The sequence below is a fragment of the Streptomyces sp. NPDC050704 genome (genome assembly GCF_040654355.1).
GTDB lineage: Bacteria > Actinomycetota > Actinomycetes > Streptomycetales > Streptomycetaceae > Streptomyces.
Map to the genome: position 1 here is coordinate 17160 of NZ_JBFAHW010000110.1, position 17321 is coordinate 34480.

17 protein-coding genes are annotated in these 17321 nt (G+C 70.4%); 8 read left to right on the top strand and 9 right to left on the bottom strand.

The genetic code is table 11. The features are described from left to right. Nucleotides 1–117: 117 nt before the first annotated feature. Nucleotides 118–618 carry a hypothetical protein gene (locus AB0I18_RS41020; RefSeq protein WP_363110848.1) on the bottom strand — a complete coding sequence of 167 codons (501 nt, stop codon included), beginning with the start codon at nucleotides 616–618 and terminating at the stop codon, nucleotides 118–120. Between AB0I18_RS41020 and AB0I18_RS41025 the strand changes: the two genes are divergently transcribed. Next, on the top strand, nucleotides 608–2074 hold the full coding sequence (locus AB0I18_RS41025) for a M1 family metallopeptidase (RefSeq protein ID WP_363110849.1): 1467 nt from the start codon (nucleotides 608–610) through the stop codon (nucleotides 2072–2074). The genes AB0I18_RS41020 and AB0I18_RS41025 overlap by 11 nt on opposite strands. Before the next feature lie 30 nt (nucleotides 2075–2104). On the opposite strand, the gene AB0I18_RS41030 is transcribed toward AB0I18_RS41025, so the two are convergent. Beyond that, nucleotides 2105–2617: a GNAT family N-acetyltransferase gene (locus tag AB0I18_RS41030; protein ID WP_363110850.1), complete on the bottom strand. Its 513-nt coding sequence runs from the start codon at nucleotides 2615–2617 to the stop codon at nucleotides 2105–2107. 163 nt (nucleotides 2618–2780) lie between these two features. Next, nucleotides 2781–3356 (bottom strand): TerD family protein, encoded by a 576-nt coding sequence (locus AB0I18_RS41035; RefSeq protein WP_363110851.1) that lies wholly within the window; start codon nucleotides 3354–3356, stop codon nucleotides 2781–2783. 194 nt (nucleotides 3357–3550) lie between these two features. On the opposite strand from AB0I18_RS41035, the gene arfB reads away from it, so the two are divergent. Beyond that, a complete protein-coding gene (gene arfB / locus AB0I18_RS41040) occupies nucleotides 3551–3988 on the top strand; it encodes an alternative ribosome rescue aminoacyl-tRNA hydrolase ArfB (RefSeq protein WP_363110852.1) in 438 nt (145 codons plus the stop codon). A 113-nt stretch (nucleotides 3989–4101) separates the two neighbouring features. Then, nucleotides 4102–5019, top strand: a complete 918-nt coding sequence (locus AB0I18_RS41045; protein WP_363110853.1) for a sigma-70 family RNA polymerase sigma factor — start codon at nucleotides 4102–4104, stop codon at nucleotides 5017–5019. 118 nt (nucleotides 5020–5137) lie between these two features. On the opposite strand, the gene AB0I18_RS41050 is transcribed toward AB0I18_RS41045, so the two are convergent. Next, complete coding sequence (locus tag AB0I18_RS41050) at nucleotides 5138–5620, bottom strand: flavin reductase family protein (protein ID WP_363110865.1); 483 nt, start codon at nucleotides 5618–5620, stop codon at nucleotides 5138–5140. 446 nt (nucleotides 5621–6066) lie between these two features. Between AB0I18_RS41050 and cdgB the strand changes: the two genes are divergently transcribed. Further along, complete coding sequence (cdgB, locus tag AB0I18_RS41055; RefSeq protein WP_363110854.1) at nucleotides 6067–7755, top strand: diguanylate cyclase CdgB; 1689 nt, start codon at nucleotides 6067–6069, stop codon at nucleotides 7753–7755. Nucleotides 7756–7873: 118 nt separating this feature from the next. After that, on the top strand, nucleotides 7874–8845 hold the full coding sequence (locus AB0I18_RS41060; RefSeq protein WP_363110855.1) for a carbohydrate-binding protein: 972 nt from the start codon (nucleotides 7874–7876) through the stop codon (nucleotides 8843–8845). A 104-nt stretch (nucleotides 8846–8949) separates the two neighbouring features. Here AB0I18_RS41060 and AB0I18_RS41065 read toward each other — a convergent pair whose 3' ends face one another. The 4 genes from AB0I18_RS41065 to AB0I18_RS41080 form a co-directional block, all read right to left on the bottom strand. Then, on the bottom strand, nucleotides 8950–9273 hold the full coding sequence (locus AB0I18_RS41065; RefSeq protein WP_363110856.1) for a peptidase inhibitor family I36 protein: 324 nt from the start codon (nucleotides 9271–9273) through the stop codon (nucleotides 8950–8952). A gap of 130 nt (nucleotides 9274–9403) precedes the next feature. Next, a complete protein-coding gene (locus AB0I18_RS41070; protein ID WP_363110857.1) occupies nucleotides 9404–10333 on the bottom strand; it encodes a 1-phosphofructokinase family hexose kinase in 930 nt (309 codons plus the stop codon). A gap of 181 nt (nucleotides 10334–10514) precedes the next feature. Beyond that, nucleotides 10515–11729 carry an N-acetylglucosamine-6-phosphate deacetylase gene (gene nagA / locus AB0I18_RS41075; RefSeq protein WP_363110859.1) on the bottom strand — a complete coding sequence of 405 codons (1215 nt, stop codon included), beginning with the start codon at nucleotides 11727–11729 and terminating at the stop codon, nucleotides 10515–10517. Then, nucleotides 11726–12679, bottom strand: a complete 954-nt coding sequence (locus AB0I18_RS41080) for an ROK family protein (protein WP_363110860.1) — start codon at nucleotides 12677–12679, stop codon at nucleotides 11726–11728. The genes nagA and AB0I18_RS41080 overlap by 4 nt, the downstream gene beginning before the upstream one ends. Before the next feature lie 226 nt (nucleotides 12680–12905). Here AB0I18_RS41080 and AB0I18_RS41085 point away from each other — a divergent pair, with 226 nt between their 5' ends. From AB0I18_RS41085 to otsB, 3 genes are all read left to right on the top strand, one after another. Then, nucleotides 12906–14123 (top strand): extracellular solute-binding protein, encoded by a 1218-nt coding sequence (locus AB0I18_RS41085; protein ID WP_363110866.1) that lies wholly within the window; start codon nucleotides 12906–12908, stop codon nucleotides 14121–14123. A 53-nt stretch (nucleotides 14124–14176) separates the two neighbouring features. Then, entirely contained in the window at nucleotides 14177–14422 is a 246-nt protein-coding gene (locus AB0I18_RS41090) for a DUF3263 domain-containing protein (RefSeq protein WP_363110861.1), read from the top strand. 318 nt (nucleotides 14423–14740) lie between these two features. After that, the gene (gene otsB / locus AB0I18_RS41095) at nucleotides 14741–15595 is read left to right on the top strand and encodes a trehalose-phosphatase (RefSeq protein ID WP_363110862.1); all 855 of its coding nucleotides are present in this window, start codon (nucleotides 14741–14743) and stop codon (nucleotides 15593–15595) included. A 99-nt stretch (nucleotides 15596–15694) separates the two neighbouring features. Here the strand turns inward: otsB and AB0I18_RS41100 are convergent, their stop codons facing one another. After that, nucleotides 15695–17101, bottom strand: a complete 1407-nt coding sequence (locus tag AB0I18_RS41100; RefSeq protein WP_363110863.1) for a trehalose-6-phosphate synthase — start codon at nucleotides 17099–17101, stop codon at nucleotides 15695–15697. Nucleotides 17102–17321: the final 220 nt, after the last annotated feature.

Here is a 17321-nt window from a genome sequence, read left to right on the forward strand (position 1 = left end):
GTCAGTTTTGACGGGAGCCGTTGATTGCAGGAGCCCTACGCGGCGGACTGCGACGTACCGGCACGGCCCGCTCCCGTTTGTACGGCGGGTGCGGGTGCGTTCGCCCTGCGGTGGCGGTCAGGGGAGCCTGGGGAAGCGGGACTCCAGTGTCCAGATGGCCGGGTTCTCGCGGAGTGCGTCGTGCATGTCGGTGAGGTCGGCCAGGAGGTCGTGGAGGAAGTCTCTGGACTCTCGGCGGAGTTCGGTGTGGGAGAAGGTCAGGGGCGGCTCGTCGGAGCGCATCCAGTCGGCCTCGATGTCGACCCAGCCGAAGCGGCGCTCGAAGAGCATGCGGTCGGTGGACTCGGTGAAGTCCAGTTCGGCGTGCTGGGGGCGGGCGGCGCGGCTGCCGAGGGGGTCCTGGTCGAGCTGCTCGACGATGTCGCAGAGTGCCCATGCGAAGTCGAGTACCGGTACCCATCCCCAGGCTGTGGACAACTCCCGGTCCGCCTTCGTGTCGGCCAGGTACACGTCCCCGCAGAATAGGTCGTGCCGCAGCGTGTGGACGTCCGCGCGGCGGTAGTCGGTCTGCGGGGGATCGGGGAAGCGGGAGGAGAGGGCGTAGCCGATGTCGAGCACGTGGGTGATGGTGTCATGTCGTCTTAGGATCACCGGCGTGCCCCGATCTGTGACTGTTGTCGCCTTCGCTGTGCTGGGTGTTCTCGTCCTCGGTGCGTGTGAGGGAGAGGTGCGGGGTGGTGAGGGGGCTTCCGGTGTGGGGGATCCGTATTTTCCGAAGGCGGGTAATGGTGGGTATGACGTCACGCATTACGGCCTGACTCTCGACTATGACCCCGAGGTGCGTCGGCTGACGGGGGAGGCGGAGATCGAGGCGAGGGCGGAGGAGGAGCTGAGTGCCTTCAGTCTTGATCTCAAGGGGATGGAGGTCGAGTCGGTGGAGGTGGGGGGCGAGGATGCTCGCTTCGATCGGAGTGGGGGTGGGGGTGGGGGGCAGGAGTTGGTTGTTCGGCCGGCCGGAGGTCTTGGGGAGGGTGATGTCTTCACGACTGTCGTCCGTTACTCCGGGAGGCCGGTGACCGTCACCGATCCGGACGGGTCGGAGGAGGGCTGGTTGCGGACTGCGGATGGTGCCCTCGCGCTGGGGGAGCCCGTTGGGTCGATGGCGTGGTTTCCCGGTAATCACCACCCGAGTGACAAGGCGACGTACGACATCACGGTGAGTGTGCCGGAGGGGCTGAAGGCCGTTTCCAACGGGGAGTTGCGGAGTTCGGAGACGGAGGGGGGCCGTGCCACTTTCGTCTGGCATGTCGGGGAGCCGATGGCCTCGTACGTGGCGACGGTCGCGGTGGGGGAGTTCGAGACGCGGGTGTCGAAGACCGGGGACGGTCTGCCGGTGTACGTGGCCGTTGATCCGGGGGAGGTGAAGGCGAGTGCCGAGGTGCTGGCCCGTATTCCCGAGGTTGTGGAGTGGGCGGAGCTGAACTTCGGGCCGTATCCCTTCTCGTCGACCGGTGCGATCGTCGATCGGGAGGGTGACGCGGGGTACGCCCTGGAGACCCAGAACCGGCCGGTCTTTCCCGGCGCGCCCGGTATCGGTCTCCTCGTCCACGAGCTGGCGCACCAGTGGTACGGGAACTCCGTGACGCCCGAGTCCTGGCGGGACATGTGGCTCAACGAGGGCTTCGCGACGTACGCCGAGTGGTTGTGGGACGAGGACCACGGCGGGGACTCGGCCCAGGATGTCTTCGACGCGCTCTACGAAGGTGACTACTTCGACAGCGAGGCGGAGGAGGCGGCCGTGTGGGCCTTTCCGCCCGCTGAACCGTCGAGTGCCGCGCATCTCTCCGACAGTCCGGTGTACGAGCGGGGCGCCATGGTGCTCCACAAGGTCCGCCAGACGGTTGGCGATGAGATTTTTTACGAGATCCTTCGGGGCTGGGCGGGGGCCCATCGGCACGGCAACGCGGACACGGCCGACTTCACGGCGTACGTGGAGAAGAAGGCGCCGGGGGAGGACTTCTCGGGGATCTGGGCGGAGTGGTTGTACGGGGAGGGGAAGCCCGCCAAGCCCTGAGGAGTCCGGTTGGGCTGCGGGGGTTCTTCTCTAGTTCAGGATCTTGCGGAGTACCGCGCAGGGGCGGCCCAGTTGGCGGTCCTTGCGGTGGCCGATGATCTCGTATCCGAGTGCGGTCCAGAAGGCGAGTGCCTTGGGGTTGTTGTCGAGTGCCGCGAGTCGTACGGCGTTCCGGTCGGCCGACCGGAACCGTTCCTCGATGGCTGTCGCCAGCTTGCGTCCGTATCCCTGCCGTTGCTCTGCCGCGTCCACGAGGAGCAGGCCGATCCACGGGTCCGGGTCGGTGGGGTCGGGGTGGTGGGTGAGGGTGATCGCCACCCCTACGAGCCGTCCGGTGCTGCGGGCGAGCAGCACCTCCACGTCCGGGTTCACGAACTCGTCGGCGAGGGCGGTGGCGACCTGCTCCGGGCGGATGTCGTCCGGGTCGGGGAAGTCGCCGCTCAGGGCGTAGAAGTCGCGGTTGGAGGCGTAGAGGGCGGTGAGTTCGGTGAGCAGTTCGCCGGGGAGGGCGCCGTCCACGGGGGTGAGGCGTTCGAGGATCACGCCGGGCAGGTTAGCCGCGTCGCGTGGGTTCCGGCGGGGGTGGGGGCGGAGGTTGTGGGCGGGAGGAGAGTCTCCCGGCCGGTACGGGAAGAGCCCCCGGCCCGGGTGTCCGGGTGGGGGCTCTTCTCGACCGCTGTGTGCGGGGACTGCTGGGTACTACGGCTCAGACGTTGACGCCGAAGTCCTGGGCGATGCCCACCAGGCCGGAGGCGTAGCCCTGGCCGACGGCGCGGAACTTCCACTCGGCGCCGTTGCGGTAGAGCTCGCCGAAGACCATGGCGGTCTCGGTGGCCGCGTCCTCGGAGAGGTCGTAGCGGGCGATCTCGGCGCCGCCGGCCTCGTTCAGGATGCGGATGTAGGCGTTGCGGACCTGGCCGAAGTTCTGCGAGCGGTTCTCCGCGTCGTAGATCGAGACCGGGAAGACGATCTTGTCGATCTCGGCCGGGAGGCCCGCGAGGTTGACCTTGATCGCCTCGTCGTCGCCGGCACCTTCACCCGTGCGGTTGTCGCCCGTGTGGACGATCGTCTTGTCCGGGGTCTCCTTGTTGTTGAAGAAGACGAAGTGTCCGTCCGAGTAGACCTTGCCCTCAAGGTTGACCGCGATGGCCGAGGCGTCCAGGTCGAAGTCGGTGCCCGTGGTGGTGCGGACGTCCCAGCCGAGGCCCACGGTGACGGCGGTCAGGCCCGGAGCCTCCTTGGTGAGCGAGACGTTGCCACCCTTGGACAGGCTTACAGCCATTGTTGGGAGTCCCTTCCCTCGTTGCGTACGTGCGTGGTGCTCGTACGTTTGGGCTTCGTACGGGCACGAAGCTACAGCTACCCCTATGAACGCCGTGCGGCGAACCAAGGTTCCAGCTCTCTTTACTATCTTTACCTTCGCGCTGCGGAGGCGCGGTGAAAAACGGGTGACGTGAGCCGGTCACACACGCGACCATGGACCCCATGTCCGGTCCCCACGTCATTCGCGGCTCCGTCTCGCTTCCCGAGGCCGAGCTCATGTGGCGTTTCTCGCGTTCCTCCGGACCCGGTGGACAGCACGTCAACACGTCCGACTCCCAGGTCGAGCTGCGGTTCGACCTCGCGAAGACGGAGGCGCTGCCGCCGGTGTGGAAGGAGCGGGCCCTCGACAGGTTGGCCGGGCGGCTCGTCGACGGGGTCGTCAGCGTGCGCGCCTCCGAGCACCGGTCGCAGTGGCGGAACCGGGAGACCGCGGCCGTACGGCTCGCTTCCCTGCTCGCCGAGGCCACCGCCCCGCCGCCCAAGCCGCGCCGGGCCACCCGTATCCCCCGCGGGATCAACGAGCGCCGGCTGCGGGAGAAGAAGCAGCGGTCGGACACCAAGCGGGGGCGCGGCGGTCGGGGCTGGGATTAGGGCCCGGGGGCTCTGGGCCCGGTAGGGCAGCGGCTGTCGGCGCGAAGGGCTGTCACATTCGTGGTCCGCGATCCGTCAACGCATCGACGGACTGCGGCGAGGAGATGTGACGGATGAGCGGCAACGAAGAACGTGGGCACGGGAGCCGGAGCGAGAAGGAGTTTCTCGCCGAGCGGTTCGAGGCGCATCGCGGGCATCTGCGGGCGGTCGCCTATCGCATGCTCGGGTCGCTCTCCGAGGCCGACGACGCCGTGCAGGAGGCCTGGTTCAAGCTGAGCCGGTCGGACACCGGCGGCGTCCAGAACCTGGGCGGCTGGCTGACCACCGTGGTCGGGCGGGTCTGCCTGGACATGCTCCGCACCCGCCGGACCCGGCACGAGGAGCCCCTGGACGACCTGGACGCCCGGGGCGTACGCGCACCGGAGCCGCTCGTCAGCTCCGCGAGCGGTGTCGATCCCGAGCAGGAGGTGCTCCTCGCCGACTCGGTGGGCCTCGCCCTGCTCGTCGTCCTGGAGACGCTGACCCCCGCCGAACGGCTCGCCTTCGTGCTGCACGACCTGTTCGCGGTGCCGTACGAGGAGGTCGCGCCCGTTGTGGGGCGTACGCCGACAGCGGCCCGGCAGCTCGCCAGCCGTGCCCGGCGGCGGGTCCAGGGTGGGGCGCCCGCTCCCGACGCGGACCCTGCGCGGCAGCGGGAGGTCGTCGATGCGTTCCTTGCTGCCGCGCGTGACGGTGACTTCGACGGGCTGGTGGCGGTTCTTGCGCCGGACGTTGTGGTGCGGTCCGGGGCGGTGGTTGTTCGGGGGGCGGCGGATGTGGCGGCGGGGGCTCAGACGTATGCGCATCTGGCCCGGGTTTCCCGGCCCGCTCTGGTCAACGGGGTGGCGGGGGTTGTCGTGGTCGAGGGTGGGCGGGCGGTGAGGGTGCTTGCGTTCACGGTCGCGGACGGTCGTATCGCCGCGATCGACATGGTCTCCGACCCTGGCTTGCTCGACCGCCTTGACCTGACGGTCCTTGATGTCGACGGCTGAGTGAGCGTCTTTGGGGGCTGGGCTCGGAGGGTGGTTCGTCGGCTGCGGGCCGTGGGGGCTGGGCGCGCAGTTCCCCGCGCCCTTGGCTGGAGGCGCCCTGACGGGCGCCTCCAGCCTCCTATCCCAACTGGCGGTAACGGCCCCGGAAGTACGTCAGTGGGCCGGTCTCGCCCCCCGGCGCCCCCGCCGTCAGCACTCGGCCGATCACCAGGGTGTGGTCGCCTGCCCTCACTACCTGTTCCGTTCGGCATTCCAGGGTGGCCAGGGCGCCGTGGACGAGGAGGGCGCCGGACGTCTCGCCGCGTTCGTAGGGGACGTCCTCGAAGAGGAGGCGGTCGGAGATGCGGTTCTTCATGGCGAAGCGGCTCGCGATGTGGCTCTGGTTCTCGGCGAGGACGGAGACGGCCCAGAGGGGCTGTTCGTCGAGGAGGTCGTCCATGCGGGAGCCCTCGCGGAGGCTGATCAGGACCAGCGGAGGATCGAGGGAGACGGACATGAAGGAGGTGGCCGTCATGCCGATGTCCTCGCCGCTCGGGCCCTGGGGATCGGTCTGTGCCTCGTGCGCGGTCACCAGCACCACGCCCGCGGCCAGCCGGGACATGGCGGCGCGGAACTCGTCGTTGCTCACCCCATCAGCATGCACGGATGGGACGGGAGGAGCGGAAGGGGGAGTGTTCAGCACGGGAAAACGCTAGTCTCCGGTCGGCGTACGACACATCGGACCAAGGCCCGAAGCGGGTCCTAGGACCACCGACGGACGCGGCCCACGCTCTCTACCAGGAGTGCGCACATGTCACACAAATTTGCGCTCAGTAAACGCCCGGCGAAAACACGGAAACTCTACTCAATTGTTCATGTTCTGTTGTGACTTGAGTCACAGGTGCCATATTTTGTTGACCCTGTGTACCGAGTGAGCAGCGCGCTGTGATTCAGTGGCGGGGGCGCTGCAATCAGTACGCGCCAGTAGGCGCGATCAGTGGGCGATGAGTACCGACGAGAAGCCTGGATAACTCTGGAGTTGCTGTCGAGGTCTCGGGGAGAGCGAGCATGGAGACCGAGTCGGAGCCGTACGTCCGCCTTGCGACCCTGCGGCAGCTGCATCAGGTCATGGCGGACATGAACACGGCCCGCAGCTTGGCCGACACGCTTCAGACCGTCGCCGACGGAGTCGTGAACGGTCTCGGCTACGAACTGGCCTGCGTCAACCTCGTACGGCCCGACGGCGATCTCGTGGTCGCCGCCCTCGCGGGCAACTCCGCCGCCGAGGCACTCATCACCGGACGCGTCGGCTCCCGCGCCTCCTGGGACCGACGGCTGACCATGGGCGAGGCCTGGGGCGATCTGCGCTTCATACCGCACACCGAGGGCTGGGTCCTCGACGAGGACGACGTCCCGCAGTGGTACACCGACGGGCCCGCGCCGCGCTTCGAGGACGAGTGGCACCCCGCCGACCGCCTCTTCGCCCCCATGCACACCCCGGGCGTCTCCGGCGGCTCCAACGGCGAGCTGATAGGCGTCCTGTCCGTGGACCGGCCGCGCAACGGCCGCCGGCCGGGCGCCTGGGGGCGGGAAGCGTTGCAGATGTACGCGTTCCAGGCCGCCATCGCGATCAGCAACGCCCGGCTCCGGGCCAACATGCAGCGCGCACTGGTCAGGCTGGAGAGGGAACAGCAGGCTCTGCGCGCCAGTGAAGAGAGCTTTCGGCAGGCCTTCGAGTACGCGCCCTCCGGCATGGCCGTCGCCGAGATGGGCGGCGACCAGCACGGCCGGATCCTGCGGACGAACGACGCGCTGTGCCGCCTGCTCGGCCGCCCAGCCTCCGCGATGCGCCGCTACTCCTTCTCCGACCTGGTCCACCCCGAGGACATCGGCACCCTGCTCAGGACCTCCGCCGAGGGCGGGCGCGCGGAACTGCGGCTCGGGCGCCGCGACGGTACGTATCTCTGGGTGTCGCTGCGCAACAGCGTGGTCGCGGACGCCGCCGACGGGCCGCGGTTCCTGCTCACCCACGTCGAGGACATCGAGGAGCGCAAGCGCCGCGAGCTCCAGCTCGCCCACCGCGCCTCGCACGACTCGCTCACCGGCCTGCCGAACTCCGCCGAGCTGCGCTCCCGGCTCGGCGCCCGGCTGTGCAGCCGGCCCACGGAGACCGAGCCCGGCGTGGTCGACTCGATCGACGCGGCGTACGGGCACGGGCCGGCCGAGCACAGCGCGACCGGCGCGGGGGTGTACGACGCGAACGGGCACGGCTTCGACTACCGGCCGCGGTCGGAGTCCTTCGACGCCTACGACCACCATGTGCACACCGTCGCGCCCGAGGGGCTGACGGACGACGGGACCAAGGGGCTCGCGGTGCTCTTCTGCGACCTCGACGGCTTCAAGTCGATCAACGACCGCTTCGGGCACAACGCCGGCGACTCGGTGCTGATCGAGGTGGCCCGGCGGCTGAGCGGGGCCGTGCGGGACGGGGACACGGTCGCCCGGCTCGGCGGTGACGAGTTCGTCGTCCTCGCCGACGGGCTCGGCCGGGCCGACGCGCAGGACCTCGCGGTGCGGCTGCGCAACGAGATCATCCAGCCGATCAGGGTCGACGGACGCGTCATGCGGGTCGGCGCCAGCTTCGGTATCGGATGGGCACATTGCGGCATGACGGCGGACGAGGTCTTGCAGTCCGCCGACGAGCGGATGTACATAGAGAAACGGTCTCGTCCCAAAGCGCACAGACGTGCGGGCTGATCCGCAGGTCAGCGATGTGATGCGATCCGAGTCACCCGTTTGGGGCAGCGCGAGCGGGTAGGCTCGCCTTTCGATCCCACGTACCGCATCTGTACCGCACCCGCTAGGAGACCAAGGGATGACGCCCGGCAACAACGGCGCGAGCACGCCCGAGGACGACGACCCGTTCGGCTACCTCTACGAGGACGGGCAGGCCGCCGGAGCCCAGCCGCCGAGCGGTGGCGGTGGCTACGGCTACCCCGGCTCGGTGAACCGGGTGCGACCGGTCGGTGAGCGTCAGTACGGCCAGCCCGCCGCGCCGACCGCCCCGACCGCGCAGTACGGGCAGCAGGTGCCCCCGCAGCAGGCGGCGTACGGCCGGCCGAACGCGAACTACTCCGCGCCCGAGACCTTCCCCGGCGGTGCGCCCACCACGTACCAGCCGCTGCCCGCCAACGGCGGTGGCGGCCGGGGCCGAGGTTCCAACGGGCCCAACACCAAGGGTCTCCTGATCGGCGCCGTCGCCGTGGTCGCGGCCGTGGTGATCGGCATCGGCGTCGCCATGCTGGGCGGCGACGACGAGGGCGACAAGGGCGGCGACGCGGCGGGAGCGAAGCCGTCGGGCGCCAACAGCGTCCAGCCGAGCGAGACGGCGTCCAAGGCCGCCGGGGACCCGGCCGACCTGCCGAAGATCGACGCGAAGGCGCTGCGTCTTGAGGGCGGCACGACCATTGATACCCAGTTCGACGGCGCGAAGGCGGCCGGCGGTGTGTACGTGACGGGCTTCAACCAGGTCGGCGCCAAGGTCGTGTGGACCGTCCGCGACATCGGGAAGGCCGGGTCCTACCGGCTGGACGTGCGTTACGGCATTCCGGGCGTCGCCGCCGACGCGACCCTCGTGGTCAACGGCAAGGCGAACACCGCGCCGCTGAACATGAAGAACTTCATCGGTGAGGCGGGAGCCCCGAAGGGCGACTGGGAGAAGGGCTGGCAGACCACGTGGGCGCCGGTCACCCTGAACAAGGGGACCAACACCATCGAGGTCGCCTGCAACGACGGCAACAAGTGCGACGCGGTTCTCGACCAGCTGTCACTCAGCAAGCTCAAGTAGTCGTAGAGCTCATGAGGCCGTAAGCGGAAAGCAGGTGTGGCCCGCCGGCACCGGCGGGCCACACCTGCTTTTCCATCCCCGTCCGGGTCACGGCCCGGCGGACGTCATCCCCAGACGGCCATGCTCTTCACCGGCCAGGGAGTGCTCCCCGAGTAGTGGCCCGGCTTGATGTCGAAGTGACTGCCGTAGCACGAGGCGTCCTTGTAGACGGTGATGAGCTTGTTGCTCTGGTTGGACACCGTGCGGCCGCTGCGCGGGTAACAGCCGTTCGCCTTGCCGTAGGTGTGCTTCGTTCCCCCGAAGTTGGCCTTCGTCCACGTGCAGATGTTGTCGCTCGTGCACCTGGGCGCGGCGGACGCGGTCTGTGCGGTGAGCGGCAGGGTGGCGATCAGCGTGGCGCCGGCCAGCGCGAATAGACGCATCTTCATAGTGAGTTACTTCGCCTTCTTGGACATGATGTGGTCGCCCGCGATCTTGCCAACCTTGTGATCGGGGGGCAACCGGGTTCCTGTGGTCGAGGCGGGGGTCCCGCCGGAGGCGCCTGCCCGCAGGCCGCTCTCAGGCGGCGGTGGCCTCGCCCGTCACCGACACCCCGCCCAGCAGATCCTCGTACGCCTGGCGGTCGAACTCGCCCGCCACCGGCGCCAGTACGGTCGCCGCGGCCAGGGCCACCGAGCGGGACAGGCGTTCCGGCCAGGGCAGGCGCTCCACCAGACCCGACAGCAGGCCCGCGACCACCGAGTCGCCAGCGCCCGTCGGATTGCCGTGGACCGTGCGGGGCGGAGTGGCCCGCCACTGGCCCTCGGGGGTCGCGGCGAGGAGGCCCGCCGGGCCCAGGGAGGCCACGACCGCGTGGGCGCCGCGGCGGCGGGCGTCACGGGTGGCCTGGAGCGGCTCGTGGGCGCCGGTGAGTTCGGCCAGTTCGTCGGCGTTCGGCTTGACGATGTCGGGGCGGGCGGCGACCCCGCGGCGCAGGGGTTCACCGCTGGTGTCCAGCAGCACCGGGACCCCCGACGCCCGTGCCGTGCGGACGAGCCCGGCGTACGCGCCCACCGGCACCCCGGGCGGCAGGCTGCCGCACAGCGCCACGGCTGAGGAAGCGCGCAGCAGATCCTCGTACGCCTCCTGGAAGGCGGACCACTCGGTGGGGGCGATCAGAGGGCCGGGCTCGTTGAGTTGAGTCGTGTCACCGGTCGACGTGTCGGCGATCGCGATCGTGCGGCGGGTCGAACCCGTCACCGGGACCAGCGCGTCCACGACGCCCGGGGTGTGCGTGAGCTGGTGTTGGAGGGAGCGCCCCGTCGCACCGCCCGCGAAGCCCGTCACCGTCACCTCGTGACCGAGGGCCGCGAGCACCCTGGCCACGTTCAGACCTTTGCCGCCCGGCCGTTCGGTCACGTCGGTGACCCGGTGCGAGGCGTGCGGACGCAGCGCCCGTACGCGGTACGTGATGTCGAGAGCGGTATTCAGCGTGACCGTGAGGATCACCTGGGCCGACCTCCCTCGAAGAGAACCGTCTACTCGAACTACTCGAAGAGAACCATCAAGTAGACGCGGCGAACAGCTTGTTGGTTGTTCCGGAGGCCCGATCATGCCAAAGACGACGGCGGTCGGCCCAGTCCTCCAGGCCAACCGCCGTCGGGCAACAGTCGGGCAACAACCGGAAGAATCACCCCAGTCGGGGATCGACCACCCATTCGCCCCGGCGCATCACGCCCTTGAGTTCGAAACCGGCGTCGAGCACCACCAGGTCCGCGTCCTTGCCCGGCTCCAGCGAACCCACCCGGTCGTACCTGCCCAGCAGCCGCGCCGGGTTGGCGGAGACGGCCGCGACGACGTCCTCGACGGGCAGCCGGTCCACGGTCACCGCCCGCTTGAAGGCCCGGTCCTGGGTCAGCGTCGAGCCCGCGATCGAGCCGCCCTCCACCAGCCGCGCCACGCCCTCGCTGACCTCGACCTCCAGCGGGCCGAGCATGTAACGGCCGTCGCCGAAGCCCGCCGCGTCCATGGCGTCCGTGATGAACGCCACCCGGCCGGCGCCCGCGTGATGGAACGCCAGCTGGAGGGAGGCGGGGTGCAGATGCGTACCGTCGTTGATCAGCTCGACCGTGACCCGCTCGTCCTCCAGGAGGGCCGCGATCGGGCCGGGCGAGCGGTGCCCGAGGGTGGGCATCGCGTTGAACAGGTGCGTCGCCACCGTGGCGCCCGCGTCGATGGCCTCGACCGTCTGCTCGTACGTCGCGTCCGTGTGCCCGATCGCCGCAATCACGCCGTGTTCGGCCAGCAGGCGTACGGAGTCGACGCCGCCCGGCAGTTCGGTGGCGAGCGTGACCATGCTGGCCCGGCCGCGCGCCGCGTCGATCAGCTTGCGGACCTCCGCCGGGTCCGGGTCGCGCAGCAGCTCCTCGGAGTGCGCGCCCTTGCGGCACGGCGAGATGAACGGCCCCTCGAAGTGGATGCCCGCGATGTCGCCCTGCTCGGCCAGCTCGGAGAGCAGTCCGGCGCGCTGGGCGAGGCCGTCCATGTCGCCGGTGACGGTGGAGGCGACGAGGGTGGTCGTGCCGTGCAGGCGGTGGGTGTGGATGCCCTTGAGGATCTCCTCGACCGTGCCCGAGGTGAAGGAGGCTCCGCCGCCGCCGTGGTTGTGCATGTCGACGAAGCCGGGCACCAGCCAGTGGTTTCGCAGGTCCAGGGTGGGGGCGCCCTCGGGAGCGCTGCCGGAGATCCGGGTGCCTTCGATGATTACGCGGCCGCCTGGCACCGTTCCGGTGGGGAGTACGACGTTGGCTCCGGTGAGGATCACGATCTGCGGGCCGGTGGGGGCTTGTCGCGCAGTTCCCCGCGCCCCTGACGGGGCGCCCTCGTGTGCCCGGTTCACAGTCATTGGGCGGTTACCTCCGAAGCGGGGGTGGAAGGGGTGGCCAGCAGGTCCCAGGCCAGGAGGCCCGCGCCGAGGCAGCCGGCCGTGTCGCCGAGGGCCGCGGGGACTATGGACGGCAGTTTCTGGAAGGTGACGCGCCGCTCGACCGCGGCCCGCAGCGGTGTGAACAAGGTTTCCCCCGCCTCGGCGAGACCGCCACCGATGATCAGGGTGCGCGGGTCCAGCAGGGTGAGCGCGGTGACGAGCCCGTCGGCGAGCGCGTCCACGGCCTCCTGCCAGACCTCGCGGGCCCGCGGGTCCCCGGACTCGACGGCCTTCGCGCAGTCCGCCGCGTCCGCCGCCGGGTCGCCGGACGCCTCGGCCCAGGCCTGGCTGACCGCCGCCGCGGACGCGAACCGCTCCAGACAGCCGCGCTGCCCGCACGGACACGGGGCGCCCCCGGGGCGTACGACGATGTGGCCGATCTCGCCCGCGAAGCCGTGCGCGCCCGCCTCCACCCGGCCGTCGATGCCGATGGCGCCCGCGATACCGGTGCCCAGCGGCACGAACAGGAAACGGTCGGCGCCCCGGCCCGCGCCGATCCGGCCCTCGGCGAGCCCGCCGGTGCGCACGTCGTGGCCGAGGGCCACCGGAACTCCGTACAGCCGCTCGCTGAGCAGATCCCGCAGGGGTACGTCGCGCCAGCCGAGGTTGGCCGAGTACGCCGCGATGCCGCGGTCGGCGTCCACGATGCCGGGGACGGCGACGCCGGCGGCCGCCGCGGGCTCGCCGAGACGGCGTTCCCCGTGGGCGCGCAGGTCGGCCGCGAAGGCGAGGATCGACTCGACCACGGAGTCCGGGCCGCGCTCCCGTCCCGTGGCACGGCGGGCCTGATGGAGCAGCGCGCCGTCCGCCCCCACGAGGGCGGCCTTCATCCCGGTGCCGCCCACATCGAGGGCGATGACATGTCTCACGGGGGACAGTGTCGCCTCTTACCCCATGAGAGGTCTAGTCCACTCGCGTGGTGTAGACCTTAGAGCGAAAATTGGGAATCGAAAGTTCCGGTCGCACATGTGAATCGATCGTGTGAATCGTCCGGGTGGATCCGGTGTGCGACGACAGGGTTCGACGACAGAGTTGGGGACGGTAGCGGTGCAGCGGCGAGTGGCAGGTCTGATCGCGGTGATTTCCGCGCTGGGCATGACGGCGACCCTCGGTGGCTGCGGCGGTTCCGCCGCGGCCGGGGACGTCACGCTGAGACTTGTCGCGGCCGAGTACGGCGACTCCAAGGCGAACAGCTCCCAGAAGTACTGGGACAAGCTCGTCAAGGAGTACGAGAAGACGAACCCCGGGACCAGGATCGAGGTCAGCGTCCACTCCTGGAACGACGTGGACGCCAAGGTCAAGAAGATGGTCGACGAGGGCGACGCGCCCGACATGGCGCAGATCGGCACGTACGCCGACTACGCCGCCAAGAACCAGCTCTACCGGGTCGACGACCTGCTCTCCATACCCACCCAGGCCGACTTCGTGCCGCAGCTCACCGAGGCGGGTCAGGTGGAACGGACGCAGTACGGCATGCCGTTCGCCTCCTCGACGCGGCTGCTCTTCTACAACAAGAAGCTCTTCGCCGACGCGGGCCTCACCCCGCCGCGGAGCTGGAGCGAGCTCGCGGCCGACGCGAAGGCCCTCAAGTCCGCCGGCGTGAAGTACCCGTACGCGCTGCCGCTCGGGCGGGAGGAGGCGCAGGCCGAGACCATGATGTGGCTGCTGAGCGGCGGCGACGGCTACACCGACGGCGTCGGTTCGTACCACATCGACTCCGAGCAGAACATCAAGACGTTCAACTGGCTCAAGGACGAACTGGTCGAGAAGGGGCTCACCGGACCGGTAGCGCCCGCGAACCTCAACCGCGCCCAGGCCTTCGCGGCGTTCACGCGCGGCGAGGTCGGCATGCTCAACGGCCACCCCACGCTGATGCGGGCCGCCGCCGCGAAGGGCGTGAAGTTCGGCATGGTGCCGATGCCCGGCGTCGACGGCCGGGCCAAGGCGACGATGGGTGTCGCCGACTGGATGATGGCCTTCAAGCAGAACGACCACGCCGAGCAGATCGGCGACTTCCTCGACTTCGTGTACAGCGACAAGAACGTGCTCGCCTTCTCCCGTGAGTACGACCTGCTGCCCGTCACCGCGTCCGCCTCCGACGCGATGGCCGGGGCCGAGGAGGACGCGGACCTCGTCCAGTTCCTCGACGAACTGCCCAACTCCGAGCTGTATCCCGTCGGCAAGACGTCCTGGGCGTCGGTCAGCGCGGACATCAAGCAGCAGATCGGCAAGGCCGTGAGCCCGAAGGGGAATCCGGCGTCGATTCTCGGGCAGTTGCAGCGGGCCGCTTCCGCGGAGGAGGGCGCGTCGTAGGTCTGGGCCGGCTCGCGGCGGCTCTGTCGGTGGTGGCCGCTAACGTGCCGTCCATGACGGAAGAGGAGCCGGAGCTGACCGCGCAGGAGCGGGCCGTGCTCGCGCTGGAGCGGCGCGGGTGGCTTTCGCCTGGGGCCAAGGAGCGGGCGATACGGGAAGAGTTGGGGCTGGCGCCCGTGCGCTACTACCAGCTGCTCAACGCGCTGTTGGATGCGCCGCGGGCCCTCGCGCATGATCCGGTGACGGTGAATCGGCTGCGGCGGGTGCGGGATGTGCGGCGGGCCGAGCGGGAGGGGTGAGGCAGGCCGGGCTGGGTGTGTCGTCGGGTGCGGGTTCGTTGTGGCTGGTCGCGCAGTTCCCCGCGCCCCTGAAGGGCGGGCTACGCCCTGCCCTCCAGCCAGCCCGCGCACCCGCCAGCCCGGGCACCCAGCCCGCCCAGGAACTCCCCGACCGCCCGCGCATCTCCCAGCCTGCCCAGGCCCCCTTCAGCCCGTCCGGCGTTTGAGGACGAGGCCGTTCAGGCCGATAGGCGGGGGTCTGGGGGCGCAGCCCCCAGGGATGGGACGGGTAGGGGCGGCGGGGGCGAAGAAACGAAGCCTCGCGGCTAAGGTCGGCCTATGGTCAGTCAACCCGGCTCATCGTCGATGCCGACCCCCACGACCCCGGCGGGCCGCGACGGTCTGGAAGCCATCGTCGCGCGGCCCGACAAGGCCGTACTCGCCTTCGACTTCGACGGCACCCTCGCCCCGATCGTCCCCGACCCGGAACAGGCAAGGGCCCACCCGGACGCGGTCCCGGCCCTCGCCGCCCTCGCACCGAAGACGGCATCCGTGGCCGTGGTCACCGGCCGCCCCGCAGGCGTAGCGGTCCGCTACGGCGGCTTCGCCGGCGTCCCCGGCCTGGAGCACCTCGTCGTGCTCGGCCACTACGGGGCGGAACGCTGGGACGCCGTCACCGGCACGGTCCACGCCCCCGCCCCCGACCCCGGCGTCGCGGCGGTCCGAGCGGAGCTCCCCGGCTTCCTGGACGACATCGGCGCCTGGCGGGGCACCTGGATCGAGGAGAAGGGCCGGGCCGTCGCCGTCCACACCCGCCGCGCCCAGGACCCCCAGGCCGCCTTCGAGGCCCTGCGCGACCCCCTCGCCGAACTCGCCGCCCGCCACGGCCTGATCGTCGAACCGGGCCGGCTGGTCCTGGAGCTGCGCCCGCCGGGCATGGACAAGGGCGTCGCCCTGAGCGAGTACGTACGGGACGTCGGCGCCGAGTCGGTCATGTACTGCGGCGACGACCTGGGCGACCTGCCCGCCTTCGCCGCCGTCGACAAGCTCCGCTCCGAGGGCGTACCCGGTCTGCTGGTGTGCAGCGGCAGCAACGAGGTCACCGAACTCGCCGAGCGCGCCGACCTGGTGGTCGACGGCCCGGAGGGACTCGTACGCCTACTGGAAGGGCTCGCGGCCCAGCTAGCCCCGTAAGGGGCTAAGGGGCGCGGGGCTGTGACATTTTGCGGCTCCGCCGCGTGGACGCGCTCAGCCCCCACGCACCCGCAGTGTTCAATCGGTGCCGCGGCAGCGCTACGAGTCCAGCGCGTTCAACTGATCCAGAAACCACTGGGCCGGAGGCAGCGCGGTGGCCGCCGCGGCCAGCCGCTTCGTCCGCTCGGCCCGCTCGTCCAACGGCATCGTCAGCGCCTCGTGGAGGGCGCGGGCGGTGCCCGAGACGTCGTACGGGTTCACCGTGATCGCGTCCTCGCCCAGCTCCTCGTACGCCCCCGCCTCCCGGGACAGCACCAGCACGCAGCCGTCGTCCGACACGACCGGCATCTCCTTGGCGACGAGGTTCATGCCGTCCCGGATGGGGTTGACGAGGGCCACGTCGGCCAGCCGGTACGAGGCGAGGGAGCGCGCGAAGTCGTCCTTCATGTTCAGCAGGACCGGGGTCCAACCCGGCGTCCCGTACTGGGAGTTGATCTCCTCCGCCAGCCGCTCCACCTCGGCCATGTAGTCGCGGTACACGGCCAGGTCCTGGCGGGACGGGTACGCGAAGGCGACATGCACCACGCGCTCGCGCCACTCAGGCCGGTCCGTCAGCAGCTCCCGGTACGCCAGCAGCCCGCGCACGATGTTCTTGGACAGCTCGGTCCGGTCCACCCGCACGATCGCCTGCCGCGGCTTCCCGTCGGCCGTCGTCCCGATCTGCTCCCGCAGCTCCGCCATCCGCTCCGCCACGTCCGGCCGGTGCGACCGCTCGCGCAGGAAGTCCGCGTCCGCCCCGAGTCCGTGCACACCGATCCGCGTACCCGACGGAATCCCGGGGCCCAGCACGGCGTGACAGCACTCCGTGAAGGCGTCCGCCCAGCGCTGCGTCAGGAACGCGGCCCGGTCCGCGCCGAGGATGCCGCCGAGCACCTGGGCCGCGATGTCGTCGGGCAGCAGCCGGAAGTAGTCCGGCGGTGCCCAGGGCGTGTGCGAGAAGTGCCCGATGCGCAGGTCGGGACGGAGCTCGCGGAGCATCCGCGGCACCAGCGTCAGGTGGTAGTCCTGGACGAGGACGGCGGCACCGGGCGCGGCCTCCTCGGCCAGCGCCTCGGCGAAGGCGCGGTTGTACGTCTCGTAAGACGCCCACTGCCGCCGGAACTCCGCGTCGAAGACCGGCTCCAGCGGCGTCTGGTACAGCATGTGGTGGACGAACCACAGCGCGGAGTTCGCGATGCCGTTGTACGCGTCCGCGTGCACGTCGGCGTCGATGTCCAGCATCCGTACGCCCTGCTCGCCGACACCGCGCCTGACCGCCTCGCGGTCGCCGTCGCCGAGGGCCGAGCACACCCACAGCGCGCCCGTCTCGGGCCCGATCGCGGAGAGGCCGGAGACCAGGCCGCCGCCGCCGCGCTTGGCGTGGAGCGAGCCGTCCTCGCGTACGTCGTACGAGATCGGGCCGCGGTTCGATGCGACGAGGACGCTTGCCGCTTGGGTGGGAGCCATGCCTCGAAATCTAGCCCAGCCTCTATACGCTCAAACGTTCCCCTCGGCCGTATACGGGTGGCCGGGGGGTGTGTGGCGCGGGCGCCTGTGAGCTCGGGGGACCTGTTGTGTGGCGAGTGCGGGGCGGTGGGGGCTGGTCGCGCAGTTCCCCGCGCCCCTGGGGCCTCCCCGTTCACCTCTCCCAGCGTCGCGCCCGGCTTCAGCCCGCTGGTGAAGGTCA

Bases quoted from the DNA above. Each gene is read 5' to 3' on its own strand.
- AB0I18_RS41025 (WP_363110849.1), top strand. From the start codon at position 608: ATGTCGAGCACGTGGGTGATGGTGTCATGTCGTCTTAGGATCACCGGC.
- AB0I18_RS41035 (WP_363110851.1), bottom strand. From the start codon at position 3,356: ATGGCTGTAAGCCTGTCCAAGGGTGGCAACGTCTCGCTCACCAAGGAG.
- arfB (WP_363110852.1), top strand. From the start codon at position 3,551: ATGGACCCCATGTCCGGTCCCCACGTCATTCGCGGCTCCGTCTCGCTT.
- AB0I18_RS41045 (WP_363110853.1), top strand. From the start codon at position 4,102: ATGAGCGGCAACGAAGAACGTGGGCACGGGAGCCGGAGCGAGAAGGAG.
- AB0I18_RS41050 (WP_363110865.1), bottom strand. From the start codon at position 5,620: ATGTCCCGGCTGGCCGCGGGCGTGGTGCTGGTGACCGCGCACGAGGCA.
- cdgB (WP_363110854.1), top strand. From the start codon at position 6,067: ATGGAGACCGAGTCGGAGCCGTACGTCCGCCTTGCGACCCTGCGGCAG.
- AB0I18_RS41060 (WP_363110855.1), top strand. From the start codon at position 7,874: ATGACGCCCGGCAACAACGGCGCGAGCACGCCCGAGGACGACGACCCG.
- AB0I18_RS41065 (WP_363110856.1), bottom strand. From the start codon at position 9,273: ATGAAGATGCGTCTATTCGCGCTGGCCGGCGCCACGCTGATCGCCACC.
- nagA (WP_363110859.1), bottom strand. From the start codon at position 11,729: ATGACTGTGAACCGGGCACACGAGGGCGCCCCGTCAGGGGCGCGGGGA.
- AB0I18_RS41085 (WP_363110866.1), top strand. From the start codon at position 12,906: ATGACGGCGACCCTCGGTGGCTGCGGCGGTTCCGCCGCGGCCGGGGAC.
- AB0I18_RS41090 (WP_363110861.1), top strand. From the start codon at position 14,177: ATGACGGAAGAGGAGCCGGAGCTGACCGCGCAGGAGCGGGCCGTGCTC.
- otsB (WP_363110862.1), top strand. From the start codon at position 14,741: ATGGTCAGTCAACCCGGCTCATCGTCGATGCCGACCCCCACGACCCCG.
- AB0I18_RS41100 (WP_363110863.1), bottom strand. From the start codon at position 17,101: ATGGCTCCCACCCAAGCGGCAAGCGTCCTCGTCGCATCGAACCGCGGC.